The 22,594-nt window shown below is 65.8% G+C and carries 16 protein-coding genes; 5 read left to right on the top strand and 11 right to left on the bottom strand.

Annotation, left to right across the window (positions count from 1 at the left end; genetic code table 11):
- Positions 1 to 42 precede the first annotated feature (42 nt).
- The 10 genes from WJ35_RS19485 to WJ35_RS19440 all read right to left on the bottom strand — a co-directional run bounded on the left by WJ35_RS19485 (position 43) and on the right by WJ35_RS19440 (position 14,280).
- Positions 43 to 351, bottom strand: coding sequence for an H-NS family nucleoid-associated regulatory protein (locus tag WJ35_RS19485; RefSeq protein ID WP_034193664.1), 309 nt, complete (start codon positions 349 to 351; stop codon positions 43 to 45).
- Between the two features lie 151 nt (positions 352 to 502).
- Positions 503 to 1,897 carry a phosphomannomutase/phosphoglucomutase gene (locus tag WJ35_RS19480; RefSeq protein WP_069239730.1) on the bottom strand — a complete coding sequence of 465 codons (1,395 nt, stop codon included), beginning with the start codon at positions 1,895 to 1,897 and terminating at the stop codon, positions 503 to 505.
- Between the two features lie 536 nt (positions 1,898 to 2,433).
- Positions 2,434 to 6,882, bottom strand: coding sequence for a cellulose biosynthesis protein BcsC (locus WJ35_RS19475; protein ID WP_011880555.1), 4,449 nt, complete (start codon positions 6,880 to 6,882; stop codon positions 2,434 to 2,436).
- Position 6,883: 1 nt separating this feature from the next.
- Positions 6,884 to 9,418, bottom strand: a complete 2,535-nt coding sequence (gene bcsB, locus WJ35_RS19470; protein ID WP_080484385.1) for a cellulose biosynthesis cyclic di-GMP-binding regulatory protein BcsB — start codon at positions 9,416 to 9,418, stop codon at positions 6,884 to 6,886.
- Between the two features lie 16 nt (positions 9,419 to 9,434).
- Positions 9,435 to 11,642, bottom strand: a complete 2,208-nt coding sequence (gene bcsA / locus WJ35_RS19465) for a UDP-forming cellulose synthase catalytic subunit (protein ID WP_069239729.1) — start codon at positions 11,640 to 11,642, stop codon at positions 9,435 to 9,437.
- A complete protein-coding gene (gene bcsQ, locus WJ35_RS19460; RefSeq protein WP_011880558.1) occupies positions 11,639 to 12,418 on the bottom strand; it encodes a cellulose biosynthesis protein BcsQ in 780 nt (259 codons plus the stop codon). The genes bcsA and bcsQ overlap by 4 nt, the downstream gene beginning before the upstream one ends.
- A complete protein-coding gene (bcsR, locus tag WJ35_RS19455) occupies positions 12,415 to 12,807 on the bottom strand; it encodes a BcsR/BcsP family cellulose biosynthesis protein (RefSeq protein WP_155121945.1) in 393 nt (130 codons plus the stop codon). Before bcsR ends, bcsQ begins: the two co-directional genes overlap by 4 nt.
- A gap of 72 nt (positions 12,808 to 12,879) precedes the next feature.
- Positions 12,880 to 13,335 carry a cellulose biosynthesis protein BcsD gene (gene bcsD / locus WJ35_RS19450; protein ID WP_011880560.1) on the bottom strand — a complete coding sequence of 152 codons (456 nt, stop codon included), beginning with the start codon at positions 13,333 to 13,335 and terminating at the stop codon, positions 12,880 to 12,882.
- 279 nt (positions 13,336 to 13,614) lie between these two features.
- The gene (locus tag WJ35_RS19445; protein WP_011880561.1) at positions 13,615 to 13,848 is read right to left on the bottom strand and encodes a flagellar transcriptional regulator FlhD; all 234 of its coding nucleotides are present in this window, start codon (positions 13,846 to 13,848) and stop codon (positions 13,615 to 13,617) included.
- A gap of 207 nt (positions 13,849 to 14,055) precedes the next feature.
- Complete coding sequence (locus WJ35_RS19440; protein WP_014726206.1) at positions 14,056 to 14,280, bottom strand: flagellar transcriptional regulator FlhD; 225 nt, start codon at positions 14,278 to 14,280, stop codon at positions 14,056 to 14,058.
- 348 nt (positions 14,281 to 14,628) lie between these two features.
- On the opposite strand from WJ35_RS19440, the gene galU reads away from it, so the two are divergent.
- The 5 genes from galU to WJ35_RS30555 all read left to right on the top strand — a co-directional run bounded on the left by galU (position 14,629) and on the right by WJ35_RS30555 (position 20,456).
- Positions 14,629 to 15,513 (top strand): UTP--glucose-1-phosphate uridylyltransferase GalU, encoded by an 885-nt coding sequence (galU, locus tag WJ35_RS19435; protein WP_011880563.1) that lies wholly within the window; start codon positions 14,629 to 14,631, stop codon positions 15,511 to 15,513.
- A gap of 95 nt (positions 15,514 to 15,608) precedes the next feature.
- Positions 15,609 to 16,190 carry a phosphatase PAP2 family protein gene (locus WJ35_RS19430; RefSeq protein ID WP_059461000.1) on the top strand — a complete coding sequence of 194 codons (582 nt, stop codon included), beginning with the start codon at positions 15,609 to 15,611 and terminating at the stop codon, positions 16,188 to 16,190.
- Positions 16,191 to 16,379: 189 nt separating this feature from the next.
- Positions 16,380 to 17,645: a glycosyltransferase WbuB gene (locus tag WJ35_RS19425; protein WP_069239728.1), complete on the top strand. Its 1,266-nt coding sequence runs from the start codon at positions 16,380 to 16,382 to the stop codon at positions 17,643 to 17,645.
- Positions 17,646 to 17,676: 31 nt separating this feature from the next.
- Complete coding sequence (locus tag WJ35_RS19420) at positions 17,677 to 19,083, top strand: UDP-glucose dehydrogenase family protein (RefSeq protein ID WP_069239727.1); 1,407 nt, start codon at positions 17,677 to 17,679, stop codon at positions 19,081 to 19,083.
- 218 nt (positions 19,084 to 19,301) lie between these two features.
- Complete coding sequence (locus WJ35_RS30555; RefSeq protein ID WP_196222101.1) at positions 19,302 to 20,456, top strand: glycosyltransferase family 4 protein; 1,155 nt, start codon at positions 19,302 to 19,304, stop codon at positions 20,454 to 20,456.
- Between the two features lie 1,046 nt (positions 20,457 to 21,502).
- Here the strand turns inward: WJ35_RS30555 and WJ35_RS30550 are convergent.
- Positions 21,503 to 22,588: an acyltransferase family protein gene (locus tag WJ35_RS30550; protein ID WP_080484383.1), complete on the bottom strand. Its 1,086-nt coding sequence runs from the start codon at positions 22,586 to 22,588 to the stop codon at positions 21,503 to 21,505.
- Between the last annotated feature and the right edge of the window lie 6 nt (positions 22,589 to 22,594).

Below are 22,594 nucleotides of genomic sequence, written 5' to 3'. Positions count from 1 at the left end.
ACGTGCGGCCGCGACCGTCCAGCGGCCTGCGGCCCGCAACAATCAGCCTTCCTGCCGCTCGATCAGGAAACGCTCGCGGCGCTTGCCCTTGATCCACGCGGGTTCGCGCCCGCGCCCCGTCCACGTGCGCCCGGTGCTCGGGTCACGATACTTCGGCGCGCCGGTCGGCGTGCGCGTCGATGCCCTGGCGACACGGCCCGTGCGCCCGAAGATCTGCCGGGCCGTCAGCCCGTATTCGGCGACACGGGCGCGCACCTCCTGCAGAACGGTCTCGAGCTCGGCCTGCCGCGCCTCCTCGGCACGCAGCATCAGTTCATCGGCTTGCGCCTTCAGTTCCAGGTAACCCGACATCCTTTTTCTCCAAAGTGTTCCGATGCGATGAAAATCCGAACCGCGCGCGCCGCGAGCGGTTCGTCGTGTGCTCGATGAACGATCGTGCCGCTCGCGGCGCGGCGCCGTTCGCGCCTGTCCGAAGCGCCGCTGGCGAGCACGCTCGTGTTCGTCAGAACGGCAGGCCAACGTCCGGCTTCGCGGCCGTCAGCACGCGGCGGAAGTCTTCCTGGATGCGGGCGAGGCCGTCCTGCGTCTCGGCTTCGAAGCGCAGCACGACGACGGGCGTCGTGTTCGACGAGCGAGCGAGACCGAAGCCGTCCGGATACTCGACGCGCAGGCCGTCGATCGTCACGACCTCGTCCGCGCCGTCGAACTTCGCTTCCTTCTGCAGCTTCTCGATCAGGCGGAAGTTCTCGCCCTCGTCGAGCCACAGCTGCAGCTCCGGCGTGCACATCGCGTCCGGCAGCGCGTTCAGCTGCGCGCTCGGGTCGGCCGTCTTCGCGACGATCTCGAGCAGGCGCGCGCCCGTGTAGAGGCCGTCGTCGAAGCCGTACCAGCGGTCCTTGAAGAACACGTGGCCGCTCATCTCGCCCGCGAGCGGCGCGCCGGTCTCGCGCAGCTTCGCCTTCACGAGCGAATGGCCGGTCTTCCACATCAGCGGCGCGCCGCCTTTCTCCTTCACCCACGGCGCGAGATGGCGCGTGCACTTCACGTCGTAGATGATCTGCGCGCCCGGGTTGCGCGACAGCACTTCCTCGGCGAACAGCATCAGCTGGCGGTCCGGGAAGATGATCTGGCCGTCCTTCGTGACGACGCCGAGGCGGTCGCCGTCGCCGTCGAACGCGAAGCCGAGCTCGGCGTCGGTTTCCTTCAGCGCGCGGATCACGTCCTGCAGGTTTTCCGGGTGAGCGGGGTCCGGATGGTGATTCGGGAACGTGCCGTCGATGTCGGTGTACAGCTCGACCAGCTCGCAGCCGAGCGCCTTGAACAGGCGCGTCGCGAGCGGCCCGGCGACGCCGTTGCCGGCATCGACGACGAGCTTCATCGGCCGCGCGAGCTTGACGTCGCCGGCGATGCGGGCGATGTACTGCTCCGCGACGTCGAACTGCTCGTAGGTGCCGCTGCCCGTCTCGAAGCGCGCGTCGACGATGCGGCGGTACAGCGCCTGGATCTGCTCGCCGTAGATCGCCCCGCCGCGCAGCACCATCTTGAAGCCGTTGTAGTCCGGCGGGTTGTGGCTGCCGGTGACGACGATGCACGAATCGACGCGGCGCTCACCGCCCTTCAGCGCGAGCGGCACGCTCGCAGCGAAATAGCCGACCGGGGTCGGCACCATGCCGACGTCGACGACGTCGACGCCCGCCGCACGCAGGCCGTCGGCAAGCGCCCCGACGAGCTCGGGCCCCGACAGCCGGCCGTCGCGCGCGACGACGACCGCGTCGCCGCCCTGCGCGCGCACTTCGCTGCCGAACGCACGGCCGATCGCGCGCGCCGTGTCGGCGTCGAGCGTCTTGCCGATCACGCCGCGAATGTCATATGCCTTGAAGATGGATTGGGAAATCATCGATTCACTCTCGGTTGCCTGCATGGAAAACGCTCGGACCGGCGCGTACGCATGGCCGCCAGCGCTGCCGCCGCGCAATCGCGGCGCACCTGGGCGACGGACCAATTCACATGCGCGCACGGCAGCAGCGGCATCTCGTCCCGGCGCGCGCAATGCGCGTTGCCGTGCGTGGCCGGGGCACCGGATCGCCGATACGGACGACTGCCGGCGATGCGCTTCACAATGTCGCCGGTTCCGCGTCGCTGCGGATCGCCGTGCACCGTCGCCGCGGCCGCCGACGCGCATGCAGCTCGCCCACACGACGCGCGCGTCGCGTCGTCGTTCGCGAACCGCGTTGCAAATCGCCACCGTCCTGCCACGGTCGAGCCGCATGCACGGCTGCCGATGCGCCGGCCGCGTCGCTTCCGCCCCCGCCGGTCGTTCGATCAGGCACTGTACGTCGCACACACGCCGACGGGCCGACAAAGCTCTGAACGATTCCGCCAGCGCGCGCCACGGCTACGACGGCATCGCATCCCCAGCCGCACGCGCCGCGCTCAGTCCGTCTGCGCGAGATACGGCGACGTGAACACGCGCGGCGGAAACGGCGCCAGCCCGCCTTGCGGCGTGAAGCTGTAGCGCAGATACACGGCGGCCGTCCATTCGCGATACTGATACGCGTTGCCGAACGACGCGGTCGCGCCGACGGCGAGTTGCGGCGCGACCTGATATTCGCCGCGCGCGGCGAGCGAATACGCGACGCCCGTCTTGCTGTGCGACGGGTACAGCGCGCCCGGATCGAGGCCCACGGCCTGGCTGGCGGCCGCGTTCGCCGCCGCTTGCGCCTGCATGCCCGGATCGAGGGGGAAATACGGCACCGCGTTCTGCCGGTAATGCTGCACGCCGATCGAGCCGTTCAGATCGTAGGTGAACGCGCCGGTCCTGCCTGAATACTCGACCGGAATGTTCAGTATCACGTACTGCTGCGGGCTGAAGTAACCGCCGTGCCCGTACGTGAAATACGACTGGTTCTTGCTGAAGCGCATCCACGTCGCGTTGACGCCGACGGTGAGCGTCCGGTCGGCGTCGTTCAGGATGCGCGTATACGCGCCGCCGCTGCCCTTGCCGGAGAAGTTGCGCTCGACGTGATGGCCGTCGTAGAAGTCGAATCCGGCCGCGACGTAGGTGCCGCTCGTGCCGTCGTCCCAGCTCAGCGTGCCGCGCGCGCCGCTGCGCATCACGCCGCCCCACTTGAGGCCCGCGCCGGCGTCGCGCGTGCCCGCGTACGACAGCACGCTGTCGGTCACCGCACGGCGCGTCACGGCCAGCGAATACGCCGCGCGATCGGTGATCGCGCCGTTGTAGCGCGCGCCGCCGACGATGTCCTGATACGGAAACCCGACCGGCGTCGCGCCGATCTCGGCCTGCACCTGCTTGCCCTCGTAGCCGAGCGCGACGCCGACGCCGCTCGCGGTCTGCGAGCCCGGCGAGCCGCCGCCCGCCGCCTTCGACAAGCCGGCGCCGAATCGCGCGAGGGTCGGCACGTCGGTGCTCGCGCTGCCGCCGTCGAGCATGACCGGCGTGGCCGTCACGACGACATGGCCGTTACCGGCCTTGATGCGCCCTTCGATCGGCGCCTCGATATCGGTGAGAGCCGACAGCCCGGCTTCGCCGGTCCGGTTGCGGAACACGAGGCCGCCGGTCAGCGCGCTGGTCTGTTCGCGATTCACCTGCGCGAGCTCCGACGCGACGTCGAGCAGCTGCGCATCGGCGTTCGCGCCGCCGTCCGGCTGCGGCGGCTGGCTCGCGGGCCGCCCGCCCGCATAGCCGGCCGGCGGACGCGGAATGTAGCGTGGCGCCGCATACGGATCCGCGTCCGTCTGCGCGAGCACGGGCTGCCGTGTCGCCTGCGCCTTCGCGCCGCCGCGCGCCAGCCTGCCGGGCCGGGACGCAGGCACGGGCGCGGGCGCGGCCGCCGATGCAGTCGCCGATGCCGCGGCACGCGACGCGGGCGACATCGGCCACGGCGTCGCGACGTAGCCCGCACCACAGTCGTCGTCAGGGCTGCCCGACGCCCCGCATTCGGGCGACGGCACGTCGGCCGCCGCCTCCCGATACGACCGATAGCGCGGCGCGGCCGCGGCGCGTCCCGACTCCGCCAAGCCGCCGCCGTCGCCGCCGTAACCGTCCGGATCGCGCGCAACGGGCAGCGGCGCGGCGCGCGGCGCCGGACGGGCCTCGGGCATGGCGGACGGTATGACGTAGGTCGCGGGCGGCGCGGGCGGCATCGAATAAGGCACGGTCGGAACGTAAGAGGACGGAGAGGGCCACGAAGGCGCGCCGGGCGCCGGCAGCGCCGCGCCGGAACGCGTCGACGGACGCGCCGCATCGACGGCGGTCTTGCCTTCGAACGGATTGGTGCCGGGCAGCGGGTTCGCGCCGATGCGCCGCATCGCGTCGTCCCAGCCGCGCGGCACGTTCGCGCGTGTCGGCTTGCCGGACGCGGGCGGCGTATTGGCCACCAGCAGCGCCCGCTGCAGATACTGCGCGGCGAGCGTGAGCTTGCCTTGCGCGCGATACAGGCGGCCGACGGCCGCGAACAGCGCCGGATCGTCGGGCGCACTGCGCAGCGCGCTCGCCGCGAACGCTTCACCGTCGCGCCACGCCTTCGCGCTGCTCGCCGCATAGATCGCCGCGATCAGCAGGCCGACGTCGTCGGGGCGGCGGGCCAGCGCGACCCGATAGCACTTCAGCGCGTTCGCCGGATCGCCGGCCGACGTGTACATCCGCGCGAGCGCACCCTGCAGCTCCGGGTTGTCGGGCATCGCGGCCAGCCACGGCGCGATGACGGCGTAGCCGCCGGCGAGGTCGCCTTCGTCGCGCACCTGATCGGCGCGACGCACGACGATGTCGAGATTGAGCCGTTCGAAGTCCGCACGCTGCGCGGGCGACAACTGCATCGCATCGAGCCGCCGCATCGCCTCGGCCACGCGCGCATCGTCGTGCGCGGCCGACGCGAGCCGCGCGTATTGCAGCAGCAGGCCCGCGTTGCCGGGTTCGCGGCCCAGCGCACGCTGCACGATCCACAGCGCGCGCGCGACGTCGCCGGCCTGCGCGTAGCCGGCGGACAGCTGCGCCGCGAGCGCCGGCACCGACAGGCCGATGCCGTCCGCCTCGTGCAGCACGACGAGCGCCTTCGCTTGCTGGCCGTTGCGCACCAGGCGCGTCGCGAGGGCCACCTGCTGGCCGACCCACAACCGGTGCTGCAACGTCGTCATCGCCGCGGTGCGCTGCGCGGGGGCGATGCGCTCGAGCCGCTGCAGGCCGACGCTCCAGTCCTGCGTCTGCTCGGCCAGCAGCGCACCGGCATAGAGCGCATCGGGCATGTCGGGCCGCTCGGCCAGCAAGCCGTCCATCAGGCTGCGCGCGGAGGCGATCGCGCCTTGGCGCACGTACACGCGCGCGAGGTCGAGCCGCAGCCACGGATCGTCCGGATTGCCGGCGAGCGCATCCTCGAACAGGCTGCGCGCCGCGCCGAGGTCGCCGTGCGCTTCGGCCTGCCGCGCCTGCGCGGCCTCGGCCGTACTGCGCAAGCGCTCGAGGCCGCCCGCCTTCGCTTGCTGCTCGGCGCTCAGTTGCGTCGCGAACTGCAACGCCTCGTCCGCGCGCCCCTGCGCGGCCAGCGCGCCGACCAGGCCGCGCATCGCGTCCGGGTTGTCCGACTGGCGCCGCAACGCCATCCGGTACGCCTGCTCGGCGCCGGGCGCGTCGCGGTTCTCCAGCAGCGCGTCGCCGAGCAGCACCTGCGCGGTGACGTTCGACGGGTCCGCGAGAATCGCGCGCTCGAACAGCGCCTTCGCCTGCGCGAAGTCGCCGTTGCTCTGCGCGCCGAGCGCGCTGCTCGTGTAGAACCAGTAGGTCGCGCTGTCGAGCGCCGAGCGCCAGCGCGCCGCATTGCCGCCGCGCGACGCGCGTTCGAGATCGCTGCGCGCCTGCGCGAAGCGCTCCTGCTTCAGCGCGACGATGCCGCGCCCGCCCAACGCATCGCTGTCGTTCGGGTTGGCGTCGAGCACGGCGTCGAAACGCGCGCGCGCCGCGGCGAGGTCGCCACGATCGAGCGCCGCGAAGCCGTCGTCGATCGCGCGACCGCGCGCTTCGTTCGCCGCGCCGCGCCGATCGGGCTCGCGCGCCGCCAGATCGGGGCGCACCATGCTGTCGTAGCGCGCCTTGACCGGCGCATCGTCGGGCGCGACCTTCAGGTACGCGAGATAGCGCGCCTGGTCGGACGGCCGCGCCGCGAGCCACAGCAGCGCCTGACGCCAGCTTTGCAGCGCGTCCTTGCCGACCTTGCCGTCGCCGGCCAACTGTTCGAGCCGGTCGATGCCGTCGCGGCGCGTCGCGTCGCGATAGGTCAGATGTTGCGCATAGGCGAGCGCGTAGCGCGGATCGTCCGGGTTGTCGCGCGCGAGCCGTTCGAGGCCGCGCCGCGCATCGTTCCATCCGCTCGGCGTGGCCGCGAGCGCCTGGAAATACTCGCGCTGCAGCGCCGGCGACGACGGCACGCCCTGCAGCGCGCGCTGATACTGCCGCACGGCCTGTTCGCTCTGCCCGCTTTGCGCGAGGCGGCGCGCATCGCCCAGCTCGGCGTCCCGCGCACTCGATTCGCCCAGGCGGCTCGCGAGTTCGTCGATGCGCGCGAAGCCGGGCGCGGTGCGGCGCAGTTGCTCCAGATAGCGGCGCGCGCCGTCGAGATCGCGGCGATCGGCGAGCACCATCCCCATTCCGAACAGTGCGTCGGGCTGATTCGGATCGACGCCGAGCACCTTGTTCCACGCCTGCGCCGCGAGATCGCCGCGACCGTGCGCCTGCCAGTAGCGGCCCTGATCGACGAGCACTTTGAGCGCGTCGTTGGCGGCCTGCGCCGCATGCGGCAGCGCCAGCGCGCACACGAGGCTCGCGACACCGCCCGCGCGGGCGCCGAGCCCGCGTAACCGTCGGTCGCGCATGTCACTCCTTCAGCCGGCGCGCCGCACGCGCACGCAGCAAACGATAGAACAGCGCCGCCGCGATGAAGGCGCCCAGCACGCCGACCAGCGCGAGCAGCACCGGCCGCCCCGACATGACCCAGCGCACGTAGGTGAGCGGCGGCAGCACGCCGAGGTGATACGCGGTGTCGGTCGACGCGACCGTCACCGTGCGATCGCGAATCACCACCGTCGCGCCGCGGATCGACGCGAGCAGATCCTCGTCGAGCAGCGCCGGCCCGAGCACCGCGTCCGCATGGCCGGTCGCGCCGATCAGCGCGACCGCGCTGCGGGTCTTGCGCAACGGCGATTCGAAGCCGGCGATCACCGCGCTCGCGCCGTCCGCCACGATCGACAGGCCGGCCTGCACGCGCTCGGCGCCCGGCGAATCGGCCGCGACCGCGCGGCCGAACAGGCCGCCGAACACGCCGCCGTTGCGCTCGTCGTCGAACGGGATGCGCGCGGCCCAGCGGCTCAGCAGCGGCTGCGAGTCCGGCGCGCCGAGTATCAGCAGATCGCGCGACGCGAACGCGTCCACGCCGGCCGCGTCGGTCACCGCCACGCCGCTGACCGGATAGCCGGTCGACGCGCCCATCCGCCCCATCGCGAGCAGGTACAGGCCGTAGACGTCCGGCGACGGCTCGTTCGGCAGCACGACGGCCGTGTCCGACAGATCGGCCATGCGCGTGAACGGAAAGCCGCTGTTCGCGAACGCGGCCAGATCGGGCAGCGCGATGTAGTGCGGAAACGACGACACGTCGATCGTCGAGCCCGGGTCGATCGCGCCCGCGACGTTCTGCAGCAGCCGCCCGGTGCATTTGCCCTGATCCGGCATCTCGTAGAAGAAGTTCAGCGCCAGTTGCGCATGCGGCGTCACCAGCGGCGGCGGCACGTGCAGCGTCGCGCGCGCGGTGCCGTCGGCGACGAACGGCAGGTAGCGGCTCAGGCTCCAATTGGCCCAGTCGCGCGCCGGAATCGGCAGCGCCTTCACGAACGTATCGTCGACGCTCAGGTTGAGCGACGAGCGATCGGCGCGCAGCGTCGGCGTATAGCGATACCGCAGATCGATCGGCGCGCCGCGCGTGTTCCACGTAAACAGATCGGGCGCCATGCGCAGATCGAGCCGCACCGGGCCGGCCTGGTAGCCGGACACCGACAGCGCGCGTTCCGCCGCCAGTTCGCCGAAGCGGACCGGGCGAACCGACGACAGCCAGTTCGGCGCGTCATACGGCACGCGCGGCGCGGGCGGCTGCACACCGGTGACCGTGGCGCGCGTGCCCGCGAGCGGGCCGCGGCCGAATGCGAGCGCCAGCGCGGCCGCCTTCAGTTCGGCCGGCGTGCGTCCGAGCACCAGCAACAGCTGGCCGTGTGCGGGCGCGGGGCGGTCGGCGACCGCCAGCGTAGGCCCGTCGATGGCCGGCAGCGGGACGCCGTCCACCCGATCGTCGGTGGTCGCGAACACCACGACGTTGCCCGCTTCCGGCATGGCGCCGACACGCACCGGGAAGCGCGCGCCGCGATACGACGCGAGCGCGCCGAACCACGATGCGACGATGCCGGCCGCCTCCAGCATCTCGCGCGACGGCCGCGCGGCGAACGCGAACGGCAGCTCGAGCCGCCGCACGTCGCGCTGATCGAAGAACGGCGCGGGCAGCACGCCGAGCTCGGGCGGCTCGGGCAGCGTCGCATAGGTCAATTCCAGGCGGCTCGCGTTGCTCACCGTCGCCCACAGCGACGAACTGGCCGGATTCTCGCAGCCGTTCGTGTAATGGCCGATCAGCTGTACGTTCAGATGGTTGTACTCGGTGACGAAGCGCGGATCGATCGGCACGTCGCGTGCGACCGTCATCCCCGCCTGCGCGGTCGGCAGCGGCAGCGTCGCCGCCACTTCGCCGTTGACCAGCACCTTCAGCTGCGACAGATCCGGCAGCAATGCGGGCGAGTAGCTGTAGACGAGGTGCAGCGCCGCTGCCGTGACGACCTCGTCGCGCCGCACCGAAAACGCGACGCCGTTCTGGCCGTCCGTGCCGTGCAACTGCAACGGATCGCGCGCGCCGAGATCGGCGAACGTCAGCGCCTGACGCCGGCCGCCCGGCACCAGCGTGCCGGGCTCCGCCGTGGTCGGCAGCCGGCCGGCGCGGCGACGCTCGGCTTCGTCCTTCGGCACCGGCTCGGCGAGCAGCGGCGGCGGCGCGACGGCGGGGCCGGCCGGCACGGCCATCGACAGTGACGGCAAACGATCGGCCAGCCGCTCCGGCGGCTCGCCGGGCGACGCGGCACGATCGAACGCGCGCACCGCGCCGGGCTGCTGGGCCAGCGCAGCGGATGCCCAGAGGCCCGACGCGACGCCGCTCGCGAGCGCGCCGAACGCGAACGCGCACGTCCGCAGCTTGCGCGGCAAGTGCGTGTGCCAGCTGCCGGCCCGCGCGCGGCATGCCGCGGCCGCCCCAATCGAAACGCGCGCGTTTTCACCCGCGTCGTCGCGCGTGCCGCCGCGCCATCGCGACATCCCCGTCATGCTGTCTGCCCTCGTGTTATTTCTTCGTGATGGTGTCGGCGGCGTCGCCTTTGCCGCTGCGGCCGCCGTGGTGACCGCGGTCGCCGCGCAGGTCGCCGTACAGGCGCGCGATCACGCGCAGCAAGCCGCGTATGCCGACCGTCGCGAGATGCAGGAACGCATGCGGCGGCGAGTCCGGCCGGCGGCCGGCCGTCCAGTCGATCCATGCGTCCGCGCGCGCGAACGTCGAGCTGACCAGATCGAATTCCTGCTGCTGCGACAGGGTCTCGAAGCGGATGCCGAGCCGCCCCGGTCCCGCGTACTCGATCGTCCCCGGAAACGCGTACTCGTCGACGCCGCGAAACAGCGACACGGTCACCTGTTCGCCGTCGGGCACTCGGGCGTCCTCCGGCACCGCGACGCCGATGCCGCCTTCCGAGTAGTCGAGCGTTTCGCACGCCAGCGTGCGGCCGTTGCCGAACCGCAGCATCACCGGAATGCGCGCGGCGACGCGATGCGACTCGCGCACCTGCCGGCGCTCGTTCGCCGCGGCGACCGCGAGGCCGAGGATCAGCAGGTTGTAGGTCGTCCACGCGAGGTTGAACGCCGTCGTCTGCACCTCGCTGCCCACGCCGCGATTCAGCGCGATATGCAGCGCGCCCATCGCGAGGCCGAACGCGTTCAGGATCACCAGGCTCAGGTACGGCTTCGAGATCGCCCAGTCGAAATAGCCGCGGTCGATCCGGCCGCCCTTGGCCGTGACGTTGAACGTGCCCAGCCGCGGATTGACCAGCGCGAGCAGCGTCGGCAACGCGATGTACGACGCGAGCACGGCCTCGTAGACTTCCGCCCAGAACGAATGCCGGAACCGGCTCTGCATCCGCGAGTTCGTCAGCGTCGCGTGCACGACGTGCGGCAGCGCGTAGAGCGCGAGCATCGTCGCCGATGCGTGGATCACGTGCGCGCCGAAGAACAGGAACGACAGCGGCGCGGTGAGGAACACCAGCCGCGGGATGCCGTAGAAGAAATGCATCATCGCGTTGAGGTAGCACAGCCGCTGCCCCAGCGTGAGGCCGCGGCCGAACAGCGGATTGTCGATGCGGAAGATCTGCGTCATGCCGCGCGCCCAGCGGATGCGCTGGCCGATGTGGCCCGTCAGGCTTTCGGTCGCGAGACCGGCCGCCTGCGGGATCGCGAGATAGGCGGTCGTATAGCCGTGGCGATGCAGCTTCAGCGCCGTATGGGCGTCCTCGGTGACCGTCTCGGTCGCGATGCCGCCGATCTCCTCGACCATCGAGCGCCGCAGCAGCGCGCACGATCCGCAGAAGAACGTAGCGTTCCAGAGGTCGTTGCCGTCCTGCACCAGCCCGTAGAACAACTCGCCTTCGTTCGGCACCTTGCGGAAGATCCCGAGGTTGCGCTCGAACGGATCGGCCGAGAAGAAATGGTGGGGCGTCTGCAGCATCGACAGCTTCGGGTCGCGGATGAACCAGCCGAGGCACAGCTGCAGGAACGAGCGCGTCGGCACATGATCGCAATCGAAGATCGCGACGTACTCGCCGTGAGTCGACTTCAGCGCTTCGTTCAGGTTGCCGGCCTTCGCGTAACGGTTGTGATCGCGGATCGTCCAGTGCACGCCGACGGCTTCGCAGAAGTCCCTGAACTCCGGCCGGCGCCCGTCGTCGAGCACATGGATCGACAGCTTGTCGGCCGGATAGTCGATCGCGAGCGCCGCGTAGACCGTCGGTTTGACGACGCTGAGCGGCTCGTTGTACGTCGGGATGAACACGTCGACGCTCGGCCAGTCCGCACGCGACGCGGGCAGCGGCAACGGCTTGCGCCCCAGCGGCCATGCCGTCTGGAAGTAGCCGAGCAGCAGCACCGCGGCCGCATACACTTCGGCCGCGACGAGCAGCGCGCCCCAGGCGGCGTCGAGCGGGTGCGACCACACCAGCGTTTCGGTGAGTCGCCAGAACATGTACCGGCCGGTGGCCACGACCGACAGCGCGATCATCACGAGCGTCGCGTAGCGGCCGTTCACGCGCCGGATCGCGAGCGCACCGGCCAGGCAGCAGGTCGCGAACGCGAGCTGGCCGGCGTCGTCGAGCGGCACCGTACAGACGAAATACAGCGCCAGCGCCGCGCATGCGGCGAGCGGCGCCGTGACGAGCCAGCCGCTGCCCGGCAACCGGTCGAGCAGCCGGTCGAGCGCCGACCCGCGAGCGGCCTCGACAGCCGCGCTCATGCCACGCTCCGTGCATTCGCGCGCCGCCCGAGCGCGCGCTCGAGCCACTCGGCGCACGCGCTCAGATCGGCCGCGGCCTGCGAACGTGGGTCGTAGCGATTCACGGTCGTGCGGCACGCGAGCGATTCAGCGACGCCCTGGTCCGCGTGAATCACGCCGGCGAAGCGCGCCGCGCCGACGCTGTCGCGCAACGCGCGCAGCACGTCGCGGCCCAGCTCGCGCGACTGATCGACCTGATTGACCACGTAGCCGTCGCCGATGAAGTCGGTGCGCGTCGCCGAATAGGCGTCGAGCATGCGCCGCATCTGCGGGATCGACGCATACGACGCCGCGTCGGCGAGCAACACGGTCAGCACGAAATGCGCAGCCGTCAGTGCGGCGCGCATGTAGACCGACGAGCCGGGCGGCGTATCGACGATCACGATGTCGTCGTCGCCGAGCGCGAGCGCGGCGAGCCCGCGTGCGAGCCACGCCGGATCGCGATCGAGCATGCGCTCGAAGCGGCGCTGATCCGTTTCGCCGACCACGCCGAACGGCATCACCGCGATGCCGTCGACCACCGCGAGCGGCCACTGCCGCTCGCTCAGCGCCGCGCCGGCCAGCCCGTCGCTCATCTCGATCGGTACGCCGAAATGCAGCTTCAGCGCATTCTGCGGATCCAGATCCACCACGCACACGCGATGCCGGCGCGACGCCGCGAGCACGGCCGCGAGGTTCGCCGCCAGCGTCGTCTTGCCGACGCCGCCCTTTGCCGACGCGATCACGACGATCTTCATGAACGGCCCGTCCATACCGGCGGCGGCTTCGGCGCGTCGGCCGGCGCGTAACCGCGCAGCCGCTCGAACAGCGTCTGCAGCGGCTCGGACGAGCCGGGTGCGCGCGTGCGGTCCGCGGCCGGCGACTTGCCGACCAGTTTCTTCAGCGCGCCGGCGCTGCGATCGCGTGCGGCGGCGTCGGTTGCGGACGCTACGCGCGTGTCGGCCGTCACGGCGTCGACCTCGGGCTGCGTGTGCTCGGCAGCGATCGGCGCGGGCGTGCGAGGCGCGTCGTCCGCTTGCAATTCGACACCAGCGAGCAGCGGCCAGCGCGCGCGCGCGGCATCGGCATCCGCTTCCGCGCGCACCTCGTGATAGCGTCCGGCATCGCCGCCGAAACGCTTGAACAACGATTCGATATCCCGTGAGCTCGACATAAGCTGCCCTGTTGTCATGACGGAGAGTCCGGTCGCGCGAACCGTTCAGTGCGGCGCGCGAGCGATGCGCAACTCGATCCGTGCGTCGTCCTGCGGCACGACGTCCTGCGTCACACGCAGGCCGGCCGCGCCGACGCTGTCGAACCAGCCCTGATACGCGCCCTGCAGGAACGCCGCCGACCAGCCGAGATGGCCGGCGCCGAGCGCGCGCAACGGCGCCGCGTAATGAACGATGCGCAGAAATGCCTGCTCGTCGGACAGCTCGGCGTAGCCCCACTCCATTTCGCGCCAGCGCGCATTCAAGGCGTTCGTGAGATCGTCGGTCGACTCGCACGGGCCGAGCGGATGCGCGGCCGCGAAGCGCATGCCGACGCGCGCCATCAGTTGGCGGAGTTCGTCCTGATCGAGCTGATCGCTGAATTCGCCGGCAAGCGCCTCCAGGAACCCGCGCCATTGCGGCGACACCTGGCGCTCGAGAAGGTGCTCCAAGATTTCCTGCATGCGAGACGGCCCCGGTGAAATTGGATGATCGGTGTGCCCGCATCGTGCATGTCGTGTGCGGGCATCGTGCCAACGGCGTTTTGGAAATCGTAGCGAATCCCGCTTCGCGGATGGGCGCCAACATCTAGCCCGGAGGCGACAAACTGGCAGACGTAACGGACAACGGGCCGGCTGCGTCAGTGCGGCCGTTTCGTATGCTCGCCCGTCGCCGGGCGGCAAACACACTTCACGCGGCGCTGGGCGCGCCGCGCTGCATCGAGCGACTACGCGGGTGTCGTGTCAGGCCAGGCCCGGCGACGATTCATCGCGGAATTCGCAGAACAGCTCGCGCCGATCGGCGAGCACCTCGATCTGCTCCGGCGTCAATCCGGCGACGATCGATGCGACTTCGTCGGACATGCCCAGCTGCTGTTTCGCTACTTCGCGATCCGCATGCAGCAGGCGCTGCGCGAGCGTCAGGTATGAACGGTTGAATTCAGCGATTGCGTCGAAGACGTCGTCCTGTTCGGCCATGATCGTTCCTGTTATTGTCGGCCGGCCGTCGGATTCGGCAAGCCACGGGGCGCATATTCCCGACGCCCGGCGTTCTCGACCGGATACTGTATGTGACGCATACACCGCTGAACGGACAAAGCATAGATGTAATCCGCCAAATCGCGATGTTCTGCGACTGGCGCGATTGCCGCAATCGCCGCAATTACCGCCGGCGCGGAATGGGACCTACGGGGACGGAACCGGTGCGTCCGGCCTGGCCTGCGTCAGGCGCTCGACGAGCGCCTCGAGCTCCGCCGGCTTCAGCGCAATGATCAACGACGCAATCTCGTTCGAGATGCCGAGCTCGCGCGCAGCCACGTCGCAATCGATCTTCAGCATCTGCTGCATCAGTTCCAGGTAGGCCGGGTCCAGCGCTTCCAATGCGCGGCAAATGTCGCCTTGTTCCATCATCGCGCCCTCCCGATAACACGCCCGTGATGTCGATGGATCGGCATTCCGACGCGTCGGCAGATGCCGTTCCGGTGTGCGGATGCAAGCCGCGCTTCGACGCGGCTGCCGTCGAATGAATACCATTTCAAAATAGTTCGTTGTGCAATTCGTGATGTCGTGATCGGCCTGTCCGATTCGCCCAGGATTCAGTCGTCGTTTCAATCCGGAACGCCCCTAGGATTTGTGCAACTGCACACGCTCGACGCAATGCGATTGCGCGGTGTGCAACGTCGATTGTCTGGGCGCCCGGACGCCGCATCGGAAACCGGCGTGGTCCGCTCTTCACTCCGAAATCATGGAAATATCGCTATGTTGAAAGTGACGAAAGCCGTCTTTCCGGTCGCCGGCCTGGGCACGCGGTTCCTGCCCGCCACCAAGGCGAGCCCCAAGGAAATGTTGCCGGTCGTGGACAAGCCGTTGATCCAGTATGCCGTCGAAGAGGCGATCGAAGCGGGCATCACCGAGATGATCTTCGTGACCGGGCGCAGCAAGCGCGCGATCGAAGATCACTTCGACAAGTCGTACGAGATCGAGGCCGAACTCGAGGCACGCGGCAAGGAGAAGCTGCTGTCGCTCGTGCGCAGCATCAAGCCGAGCCATGTCGACTGCTTCTACGTTCGCCAGGCCGAAGCGCTCGGGCTCGGTCACGCCGTCCTGTGCGCGGAGAAGCTCGTCGGCGACAACCCGTTCGCCGTGATTCTCGCCGACGACCTGCTCGACGGCCCGACGCCGGTTCTGCGCCAGATGATCGACGTATTCGACCACTATCATGCGTCGGTCATCGGCGTCGAGGAGATCGCGCCGGCGGATTCGAAGTCCTATGGCGTGATCGACGGCAAGCGCTGGGAAGACGATCTCTTCAAGCTGTCGGGGATCGTCGAGAAGCCCGAACCGGCGCAGGCGCCGTCGAATTTCGGCGTCGTGGGCCGTTATGTGCTGAAGCCGAAGATCTTCAAGCATCTGCGCGGGCTCAAGCCGGGCGCGGGCGGTGAACTGCAGCTGACCGACGCGATCCAGTCGCTGCTCACCGATGAACAGGTGCTCGCGTACCGCTACGACGGCACGCGCTTCGACTGCGGCAGCAAGCTCGGCTACCTGAAGGCGACGGTCGAATTTGCGTTGCGGCATCCGGAGGTCGCGGCGGATTTCGAACGGTATCTGCTCGCGCGGATGTCAGAGCAGCTGGTCGTCTGACGCCGGTCGCGCGCCGCGGACCGCGGCGCATCGTGCGACCGATCTTTCACGCCACGTGCCGCGGACATTGCGGCGTCGCGCAGCGAGGACCGCACATGTGGACCGCCATCGGCAACCTCGGTGACGCTGCGCTGACGCTCCCGCTCGCCGCCGTGTGTTTCGCGTGGCTCACGCGCTCGTTGTACGGCTGGCGCATTGCGCTGTCGTGGGCCACGCTGCTCGCCGCGGCGATGTTGCTCGTCGGCGTCACGAAGATACTTCATGCGGGATGCGGCGTGCAGATTCGCGCGGTGCACTTCCGCGCGATCAGCGGGCATGCGCTGCTCGCTGCGGCCGTGTGGCCGATGGCATGCCTGCTGATGCTGCACGACGGCTGGAACACGCGTACATTGCGCGCGCTGTTGCCGGGGCTCGCGCTTGCCGCGACGATCGCCGTGGCGCGCGCACGCGACGACGCACATACCGCGTCCGAAGTGATGGCCGGCTGGATGCTCGGTGTGCTCGTCACCGTCGTGCTACTGAAACGATGGACGGATGCACCGATCCTGCCGCCCGTATTGCGGCCGCTCGCGGTGGTGTCGGTATGCGCCGTGGCGGCGCTTGCGTATGGACGGCATGCGGCGATTCAGGATGCGATCGACGTGTATGCGCCGGTGGTTTGTGCAAGGGGGATGTGAGCGGGGGACGTGCGCGGAGGTTGCCGGGCTCGACATGCGACCGGCGATGCGCGACGACGCTCGTGGTGCTGCACGGTCGCGGCCGACGATTGGCGGCACCGATCAACATTCTGTCGGACTCGCACGATTGGCATTACCGACAATGGGTTCATCACGCACTGCACCATTTTCTATTTTCGCTGGGAGCCGATGAAGATCCTCGTCTACGGCATCAACTATGCGCCCGAGCTGACCGGCATCGGCAAGTACACCGCCGAGATGGCGGAAACGCTCGTCGAGAAAGGCCACACCGTGCGTGTCGTGTGCGCGCCGCCCTACTATCCCGAGTGGCGCGTCGCCAGCGGTTACTCGGCGCTGCGCTACTCGACCGAAGAGCGCGGCGGCGTCGCGCTCTGGCGTGCGCCGCTGTGGGTGCCGTCGCGACCGAGCGGCATGCGCCGCATCGCGCACCTGGCGAGCTTCGCGCTGTCGAGCTTTCCGATCATGCTGCGGCAGGCGCTGTGGCGGCCCGACGTCGTCGTGTGCATCGCGCCGAGCCTGCTCAATGCACCGGCCGGCTGGCTCGTCGCGCGCCTCACCGGCGCGCATGCGTGGATTCACATCCAGGACTACGAGGTCGATGCCGCATTCAGCCTCGGGATGCTGAAGGGATCGCTGCTCAAGCGTGCGGTGCTTGTGCTCGAACGTACGCTGCTGAAGCGGTTCGACACCGTATCGACGATCTCGGGAAAGATGATCGAGCATGCGATGCGCAAGGGCATTCAGCCGCACAAGCTCGTCCATTTTGCGAACTGGGCCGACACGCATTCGATCTATCCGCTCAAGCGGCCGAGCGAATTACGGACCTCGCTGTACATCTCTCCCACCGCGACGATCGTGCTCTATTCGGGCAACATGGGTGCGAAGCAAGGGCTCGATATCCTGGCCGACGCGGCGCAACGACTCGTGATGCGAGACGACGTCGTGTTCGTGTTCTGCGGCAACGGGCCGGCGCGTGCGGAGCTTCTGATGCGCTGCGGCGGCCTGAGGAACTGCCGCTTTCTCGAGCTGCAACCGATCAGCCGGCTGAACGAGCTGCTGAATCTCGCCGACATCCATGTGCTGCCCCAGCGTGCCGACGCTGCCGATCTCGTGATGCCGTCGAAGCTGACCGGCATGTTCGCCAGCGGGCGGGCCGTGATCGCGATGGCGAGCCCCGGCACCGAGCTGCATGACGTTGTTGCGCCGCGCGGGATCGTGGTTCCGCCGGGCGATGCCGAAACGCTTGCGTCGTCGATCGACGCGCTCGCGGCGAATGCGGCCGAACGCGCCCGACTGGGGCAGGCCGGGCGCAAATTCGCCGAGGCCGTGCTTTCGCGCGACGCGGTGTTGAGCGCATTCGATGCCAAGTTGCACGCATTGCGTCCCGCGCCGTCCGACGCCGAAGTCCCCGGCGCACGGCATCCGGATTTCTGAAACTGCATTCGACTCTTCTCGATACCGCAACATGAAGATCACCATCATCGGTACCGGCTACGTAGGCCTCGTCACTGGCGCTTGCCTCGCCGAAATCGGCAACGACGTGTTTTGCGTCGACGTCGACCAACGCAAGATCGACATCCTGAACGGCGGCGGCGTACCGATTCACGAGCCGGGCCTGAAGGAGCTGATCGATCGCAATCGCGCCAGCGGCCGGCTGCAGTTCTCGACCGATATCGAAGCGAGCGTCGCGCACGGCGACATCCAGTTCATCGCCGTCGGTACGCCGCCCGACGAGGACGGTTCCGCCGATCTGCAATACGTGCTCGCCGCTGCGCGCAACATCGGGCGCTACATGACCGGCGCGAAGGTGGTGGTCGATAAGTCGACCGTGCCGGTAGGCACCGCGCTGCACGTGCGCGATGCGATCGCGACCGAGCTCACGCGGCGCGGCGTGCGCCATGAATTCTCGGTCGTGTCGAATCCGGAGTTTTTGAAGGAAGGTGCGGCCGTCGACGATTTCATGCGCCCGGACCGCATCGTGATCGGCACCGATTCCGATGAAGCTGGCGAGCGTGCGCGCGAACAGATGAAACGGCTGTATGCTCCGTTCAACCGCAATCATGAGCGGACGCGCTATATGGACGTGCGCTCGGCCGAGTTCACCAAGTATGCGGCGAACGCGATGCTCGCGACGCGCATCTCGTTCATGAACGAGCTGGCGAATCTGGCCGATCGCGTCGGCGCGGATATCGAGGCCGTGCGGCGCGGCATCGGTTCGGATCCGCGGATCGGTTACGACTTCCTGTATGCCGGGGTCGGCTACGGCGGATCGTGTTTTCCGAAGGACGTGCGTGCGCTGGTGCAGACCGCTGCCGAATACGGCCAGTCGCTGCGGATTCTGGAAGCTGTCGAAGCGGTCAACGATGCGCAGAAGAAGGTGTTGCTCGAGAAGATTTCGGAGCGATTCGGGGAAAATCTGTCGGGGCTCACGTTCGGGCTGTGGGGGCTGGCGTTCAAGCCCAATACCGACGACATGCGCGAAGCGCCGAGCCGCGATCTGATCGCCGGGCTGCTGAAGCGCGGTGCGAGCGTTCGCGCTTACGATCCGGTTGCGACGGAGGAAGCGCGGCGTGTGCTCGCTCTCGATCTTGGCGACGATCCTGGCGCACATGCAAGGCTTCGGTTCGTTGCGACGTCGGAAGAGGCTGCGGCCGGCGCCGACGCGCTGCTGATCGTCACCGAGTGGAAGGTGTTCAAGAGCCCGAATTTCGCGGCGCTGGTGGAACTGCTGAATGAGCCGGTGATCTTCGATGGGCGGAATCTTTATGAGCCGGAGGCGATGGGGGAGTTGGGGGTTGAGTATTACAGTATTGGGCGGCCGGATGTGGCGGGAGCGGAAACAGTTAGGACGCTGAGCGTAGCACGGGCATAAGCGTACAACTTCCGGATTCGGTCTATATCGAGACCTTAAGCCCGCAATTGAACCAGAACCGTTACGGAACTTACCAATAGGGCCTCGGATATAAATCAGGCACTGCGGGCATCGCGCAATGCACGTTTGCACCCCGCAATTCAGTGTTTGTAAATTTAATGAATAAGTCCCGCCATCGACCGGATCCAACCAAACAAATTCCCGTGGAGCATCGAATCATGAAGGTTAGCGTGGCAGTTTGCGGTCGCTTCCACTTTCACAATTACATTGAAAATCTAGACAGATCCGGAATTCTAGATACATTTTACTACTCCCATAAGATACGCAATTCCGCATTCTCGTTGGCGCACAGCCGTTCGATCAATATCTGGGCAAAAGAATATGCCGTCCGAGCTCATGCCAAAGTGTTGAAGGGACGGCTGAGCGATTTGCTCTACCCGTCATATCACGACCTTTGGCAACTTGGCGTGCGCCTAAACTGGCGACCGACTCAAGTACTACACGTCATGGCACACGGTACGTCACGACAAGTTGTCAAGGTCGCGAAACGCGAAGGCTCGACCGTAATCGGAGAGGTTGTCAATACCCATCCGATTTATCGTGACAGCATTCTAACCAAGGAGGAAGACAAGCGCGGGCTTCCACATGTCAACAGAATTAATCGACAACAAAAGAGATTGATGGACGAATTAGAAATGTACGATTACGTGCTGGCGCCATCAGCGATCGTACGAGAGTCCTTCATTCAGCAGGGAGTTTCGGAAAGCAAAATAAAAGTTATTCCATATGCCGCGAATGTGAAAAGATTTCACCCTCTAAATAGACATGACCAGTCAAAGGATCGCTTCGACATCTTGTGCGTTGGACAAATCAATTTGAGAAAGGGCCAACTTTACCTCCTGGAAGCCGTCAAGCAACTCAACGACAAGCGATTGCATGTCACGCTGATCGGTCAAATTGATCCACATATTGAATTTTTACTGGAGCCATATCGACATCTGTTCACGCACATTCCGCGTGTGGACAACACACAACTCAACACATACTACAATTCCGCTGATCTCTTCGTGCTGCCTTCCCTGGAGGAGGGTTTGGCGGTAGTGCTATGCGAAGCTTTGGCTACCGGACTTCCGATTGTCGCCACGCTAGAATCCGGGGCTGCGGAAATCATCGAACATAATCGTAGCGGCAAAATCATTCCGGCCGCTTCCGCCACCCAACTGGCCAATGCAATAGATGAGATGGTTAGCGCCCCCGGAAGGCTGAGGGAATTTTCTCACCAGGCACTCCTCGCCGCAACCAATACTCACAACTGGAATCAATACGTCGAAAAACTGGTCGGCGTCTACTCCGACTGTCTGGGATCGAATTAGCTAATCACGAGGCGTAGGGCTTCCGCCTCAAAATCGCGACACGTCAAATTTATGTATTATCGGCGAGTTCGTAGAGCGCTTGCGGCGCCGTGACGCCTTTTCATCAGCGTAGCGCTATGTCGGTGAATGTGAACGCGTGCTCGTGTGCTCGCGGGCAGACCGCTGAGACGCGTACAGACGATAGGATAGCCCTTGCACTTGACTCTTGAGACGTCGCAGTAGTACCAAAAACGAGTTACCGATCACTTGATTCATTCACCAAGGCGAGCGGTATATGCTGCTTCTGCTGATCGTACCATCGCCGCCACCCGGCGAACCAGAATGCGAAGCGCGATACGACAACGTGGCCGCACTATTGGTCCGCCCCAAGTTCTTTCCCTGACTGCTTTGCCCGGTGTAGCCAGCAATACTGGCGGCGGACTCCCGGGAGAGTAGCCGCTCAACCGGTGTTCGACTGTAACCTTCCGAGGGCGCAGCAGAGTGCTTTCCACCGAGCTCCTCGCCGAAATTCGCGTCATATCGCCCGTCGTAACTTTTCGGTGCACCGAGCAACGGACTAGTGGATGCCCCGGGGACGCTTATTGAGTTCCGTGCCTGGCCGTTGCTGGCCGAAGCTTTGCCATCAATGCTGCTAAAGCCGCCTGTCGCCCTACCATCAATTCCATGTGCGGTCCCGAAATGCGGAGATGTCAATGTTCCCACCGGCAGATTCCGATTTCCCCATTGTCGGCGCGTTCGTCCTTTATTCGATTCACTTTGGGCGTTAGCCGCAGTATCAGTCAATAAAAAAAACACAAGCGTCATGAAAATACATATCGCTTTCGTACGTGTGCGCATATCTTCCCCACCACTGCTATCGAATTGTCGACCCATTCTCAATAAATCAAATACCACAACCCAACCGACCACCAAGATAAATCAATATTTTTCACCTTAATGACGGCACCCCAACCAGACATCCCATAGAAAAATTCAATCACAAATCTACGCAAAAATAATCAATTTTCCTCACGCCAAAATAAATATCATCAGGTTAACAACTAACACTATACAACCACCGCCCTATACACAGCCATCATTCCTCGCTTTCCAGGCATCTCGATGAATATGTTAGTCACATAGGAAATTGAAATAAGGGTAATCAAATATAAAATCAAAATCGCAAAGAATCTAATATCAATCACGATACCCATCATCGATTCAAAAACAAGCAACAGAGGCATATGTAAAAGATACATTGAATAGGACAGCCTACCCAACATTTGCGGGATAGGCGAATTCAACAAATTAGAAATAATTCCCTTATCTCCGCTCAATAGACCGATCAACATTGCAAATGCAAGTGGAGCGACAAATGCCAGCACACCATACTGCGTTGACGTTGTGATCAAAAAGATTGAAGCCACAGCAATAGCAACCTCCGCATAGCCACTCATTCCCATCCAGGAAAATTCGCGCCACGGCTTAAAATGATATACCACAACACCTGCAAAAAAACCCGCCAAGCATCGAATCATTGCTCCTGATGAGGCCACATTATCAAGACATGCCTTTGCACCAACACCGCATCCATTTTTTACCAAATCTATATAAAATAGAAATGCATAACAAACGAGCGAAATAACCAACGAAATTAACGCACGGCGTTGATTATCCACCACAAGCCAAAACATGCCAAAGACTACGTACGCGTAAAACTCCGTACTGATACTCCAACTCGCGAAATTATATACATGAATATTTGGCAAACCGAGTCCGAAAATCATGGTGATCGTGGCCAATATTTCCGCCGCCGAGGGCAAAATCAACGCGCCAGCTGAATCAACCACATTGGCAACAATAAAATATGCAAGATAAGAAAATAGCAGGAGCGGCAATAACCGCGCGAGCCTCGAAAACATGTATTTAAAAAATTCCGCGAAACTCACTAGCCTATCGCCATAGCTAACACACATCACATAACCGCTCAATATAAAAAACAAATCAACCGATAGATACCCGGCTTTGATCAATGAAATACCGTGAAGTGCCTTGACGTGGTAAATCACAACCAAAAAGGCTGCGACTCCTCTGAGCCCCTCAAATGACTTAATCAGTGGTTTAGCCATTTTCCCGTCGCCATAATTTTCCATATATCG

The sequence above is a fragment of the Burkholderia ubonensis genome (assembly GCF_001718695.1).
Classification (GTDB): domain Bacteria; phylum Pseudomonadota; class Gammaproteobacteria; order Burkholderiales; family Burkholderiaceae; genus Burkholderia; species Burkholderia ubonensis_B.
This window is presented reverse-complemented; position numbering and strand designations above follow the sequence as displayed.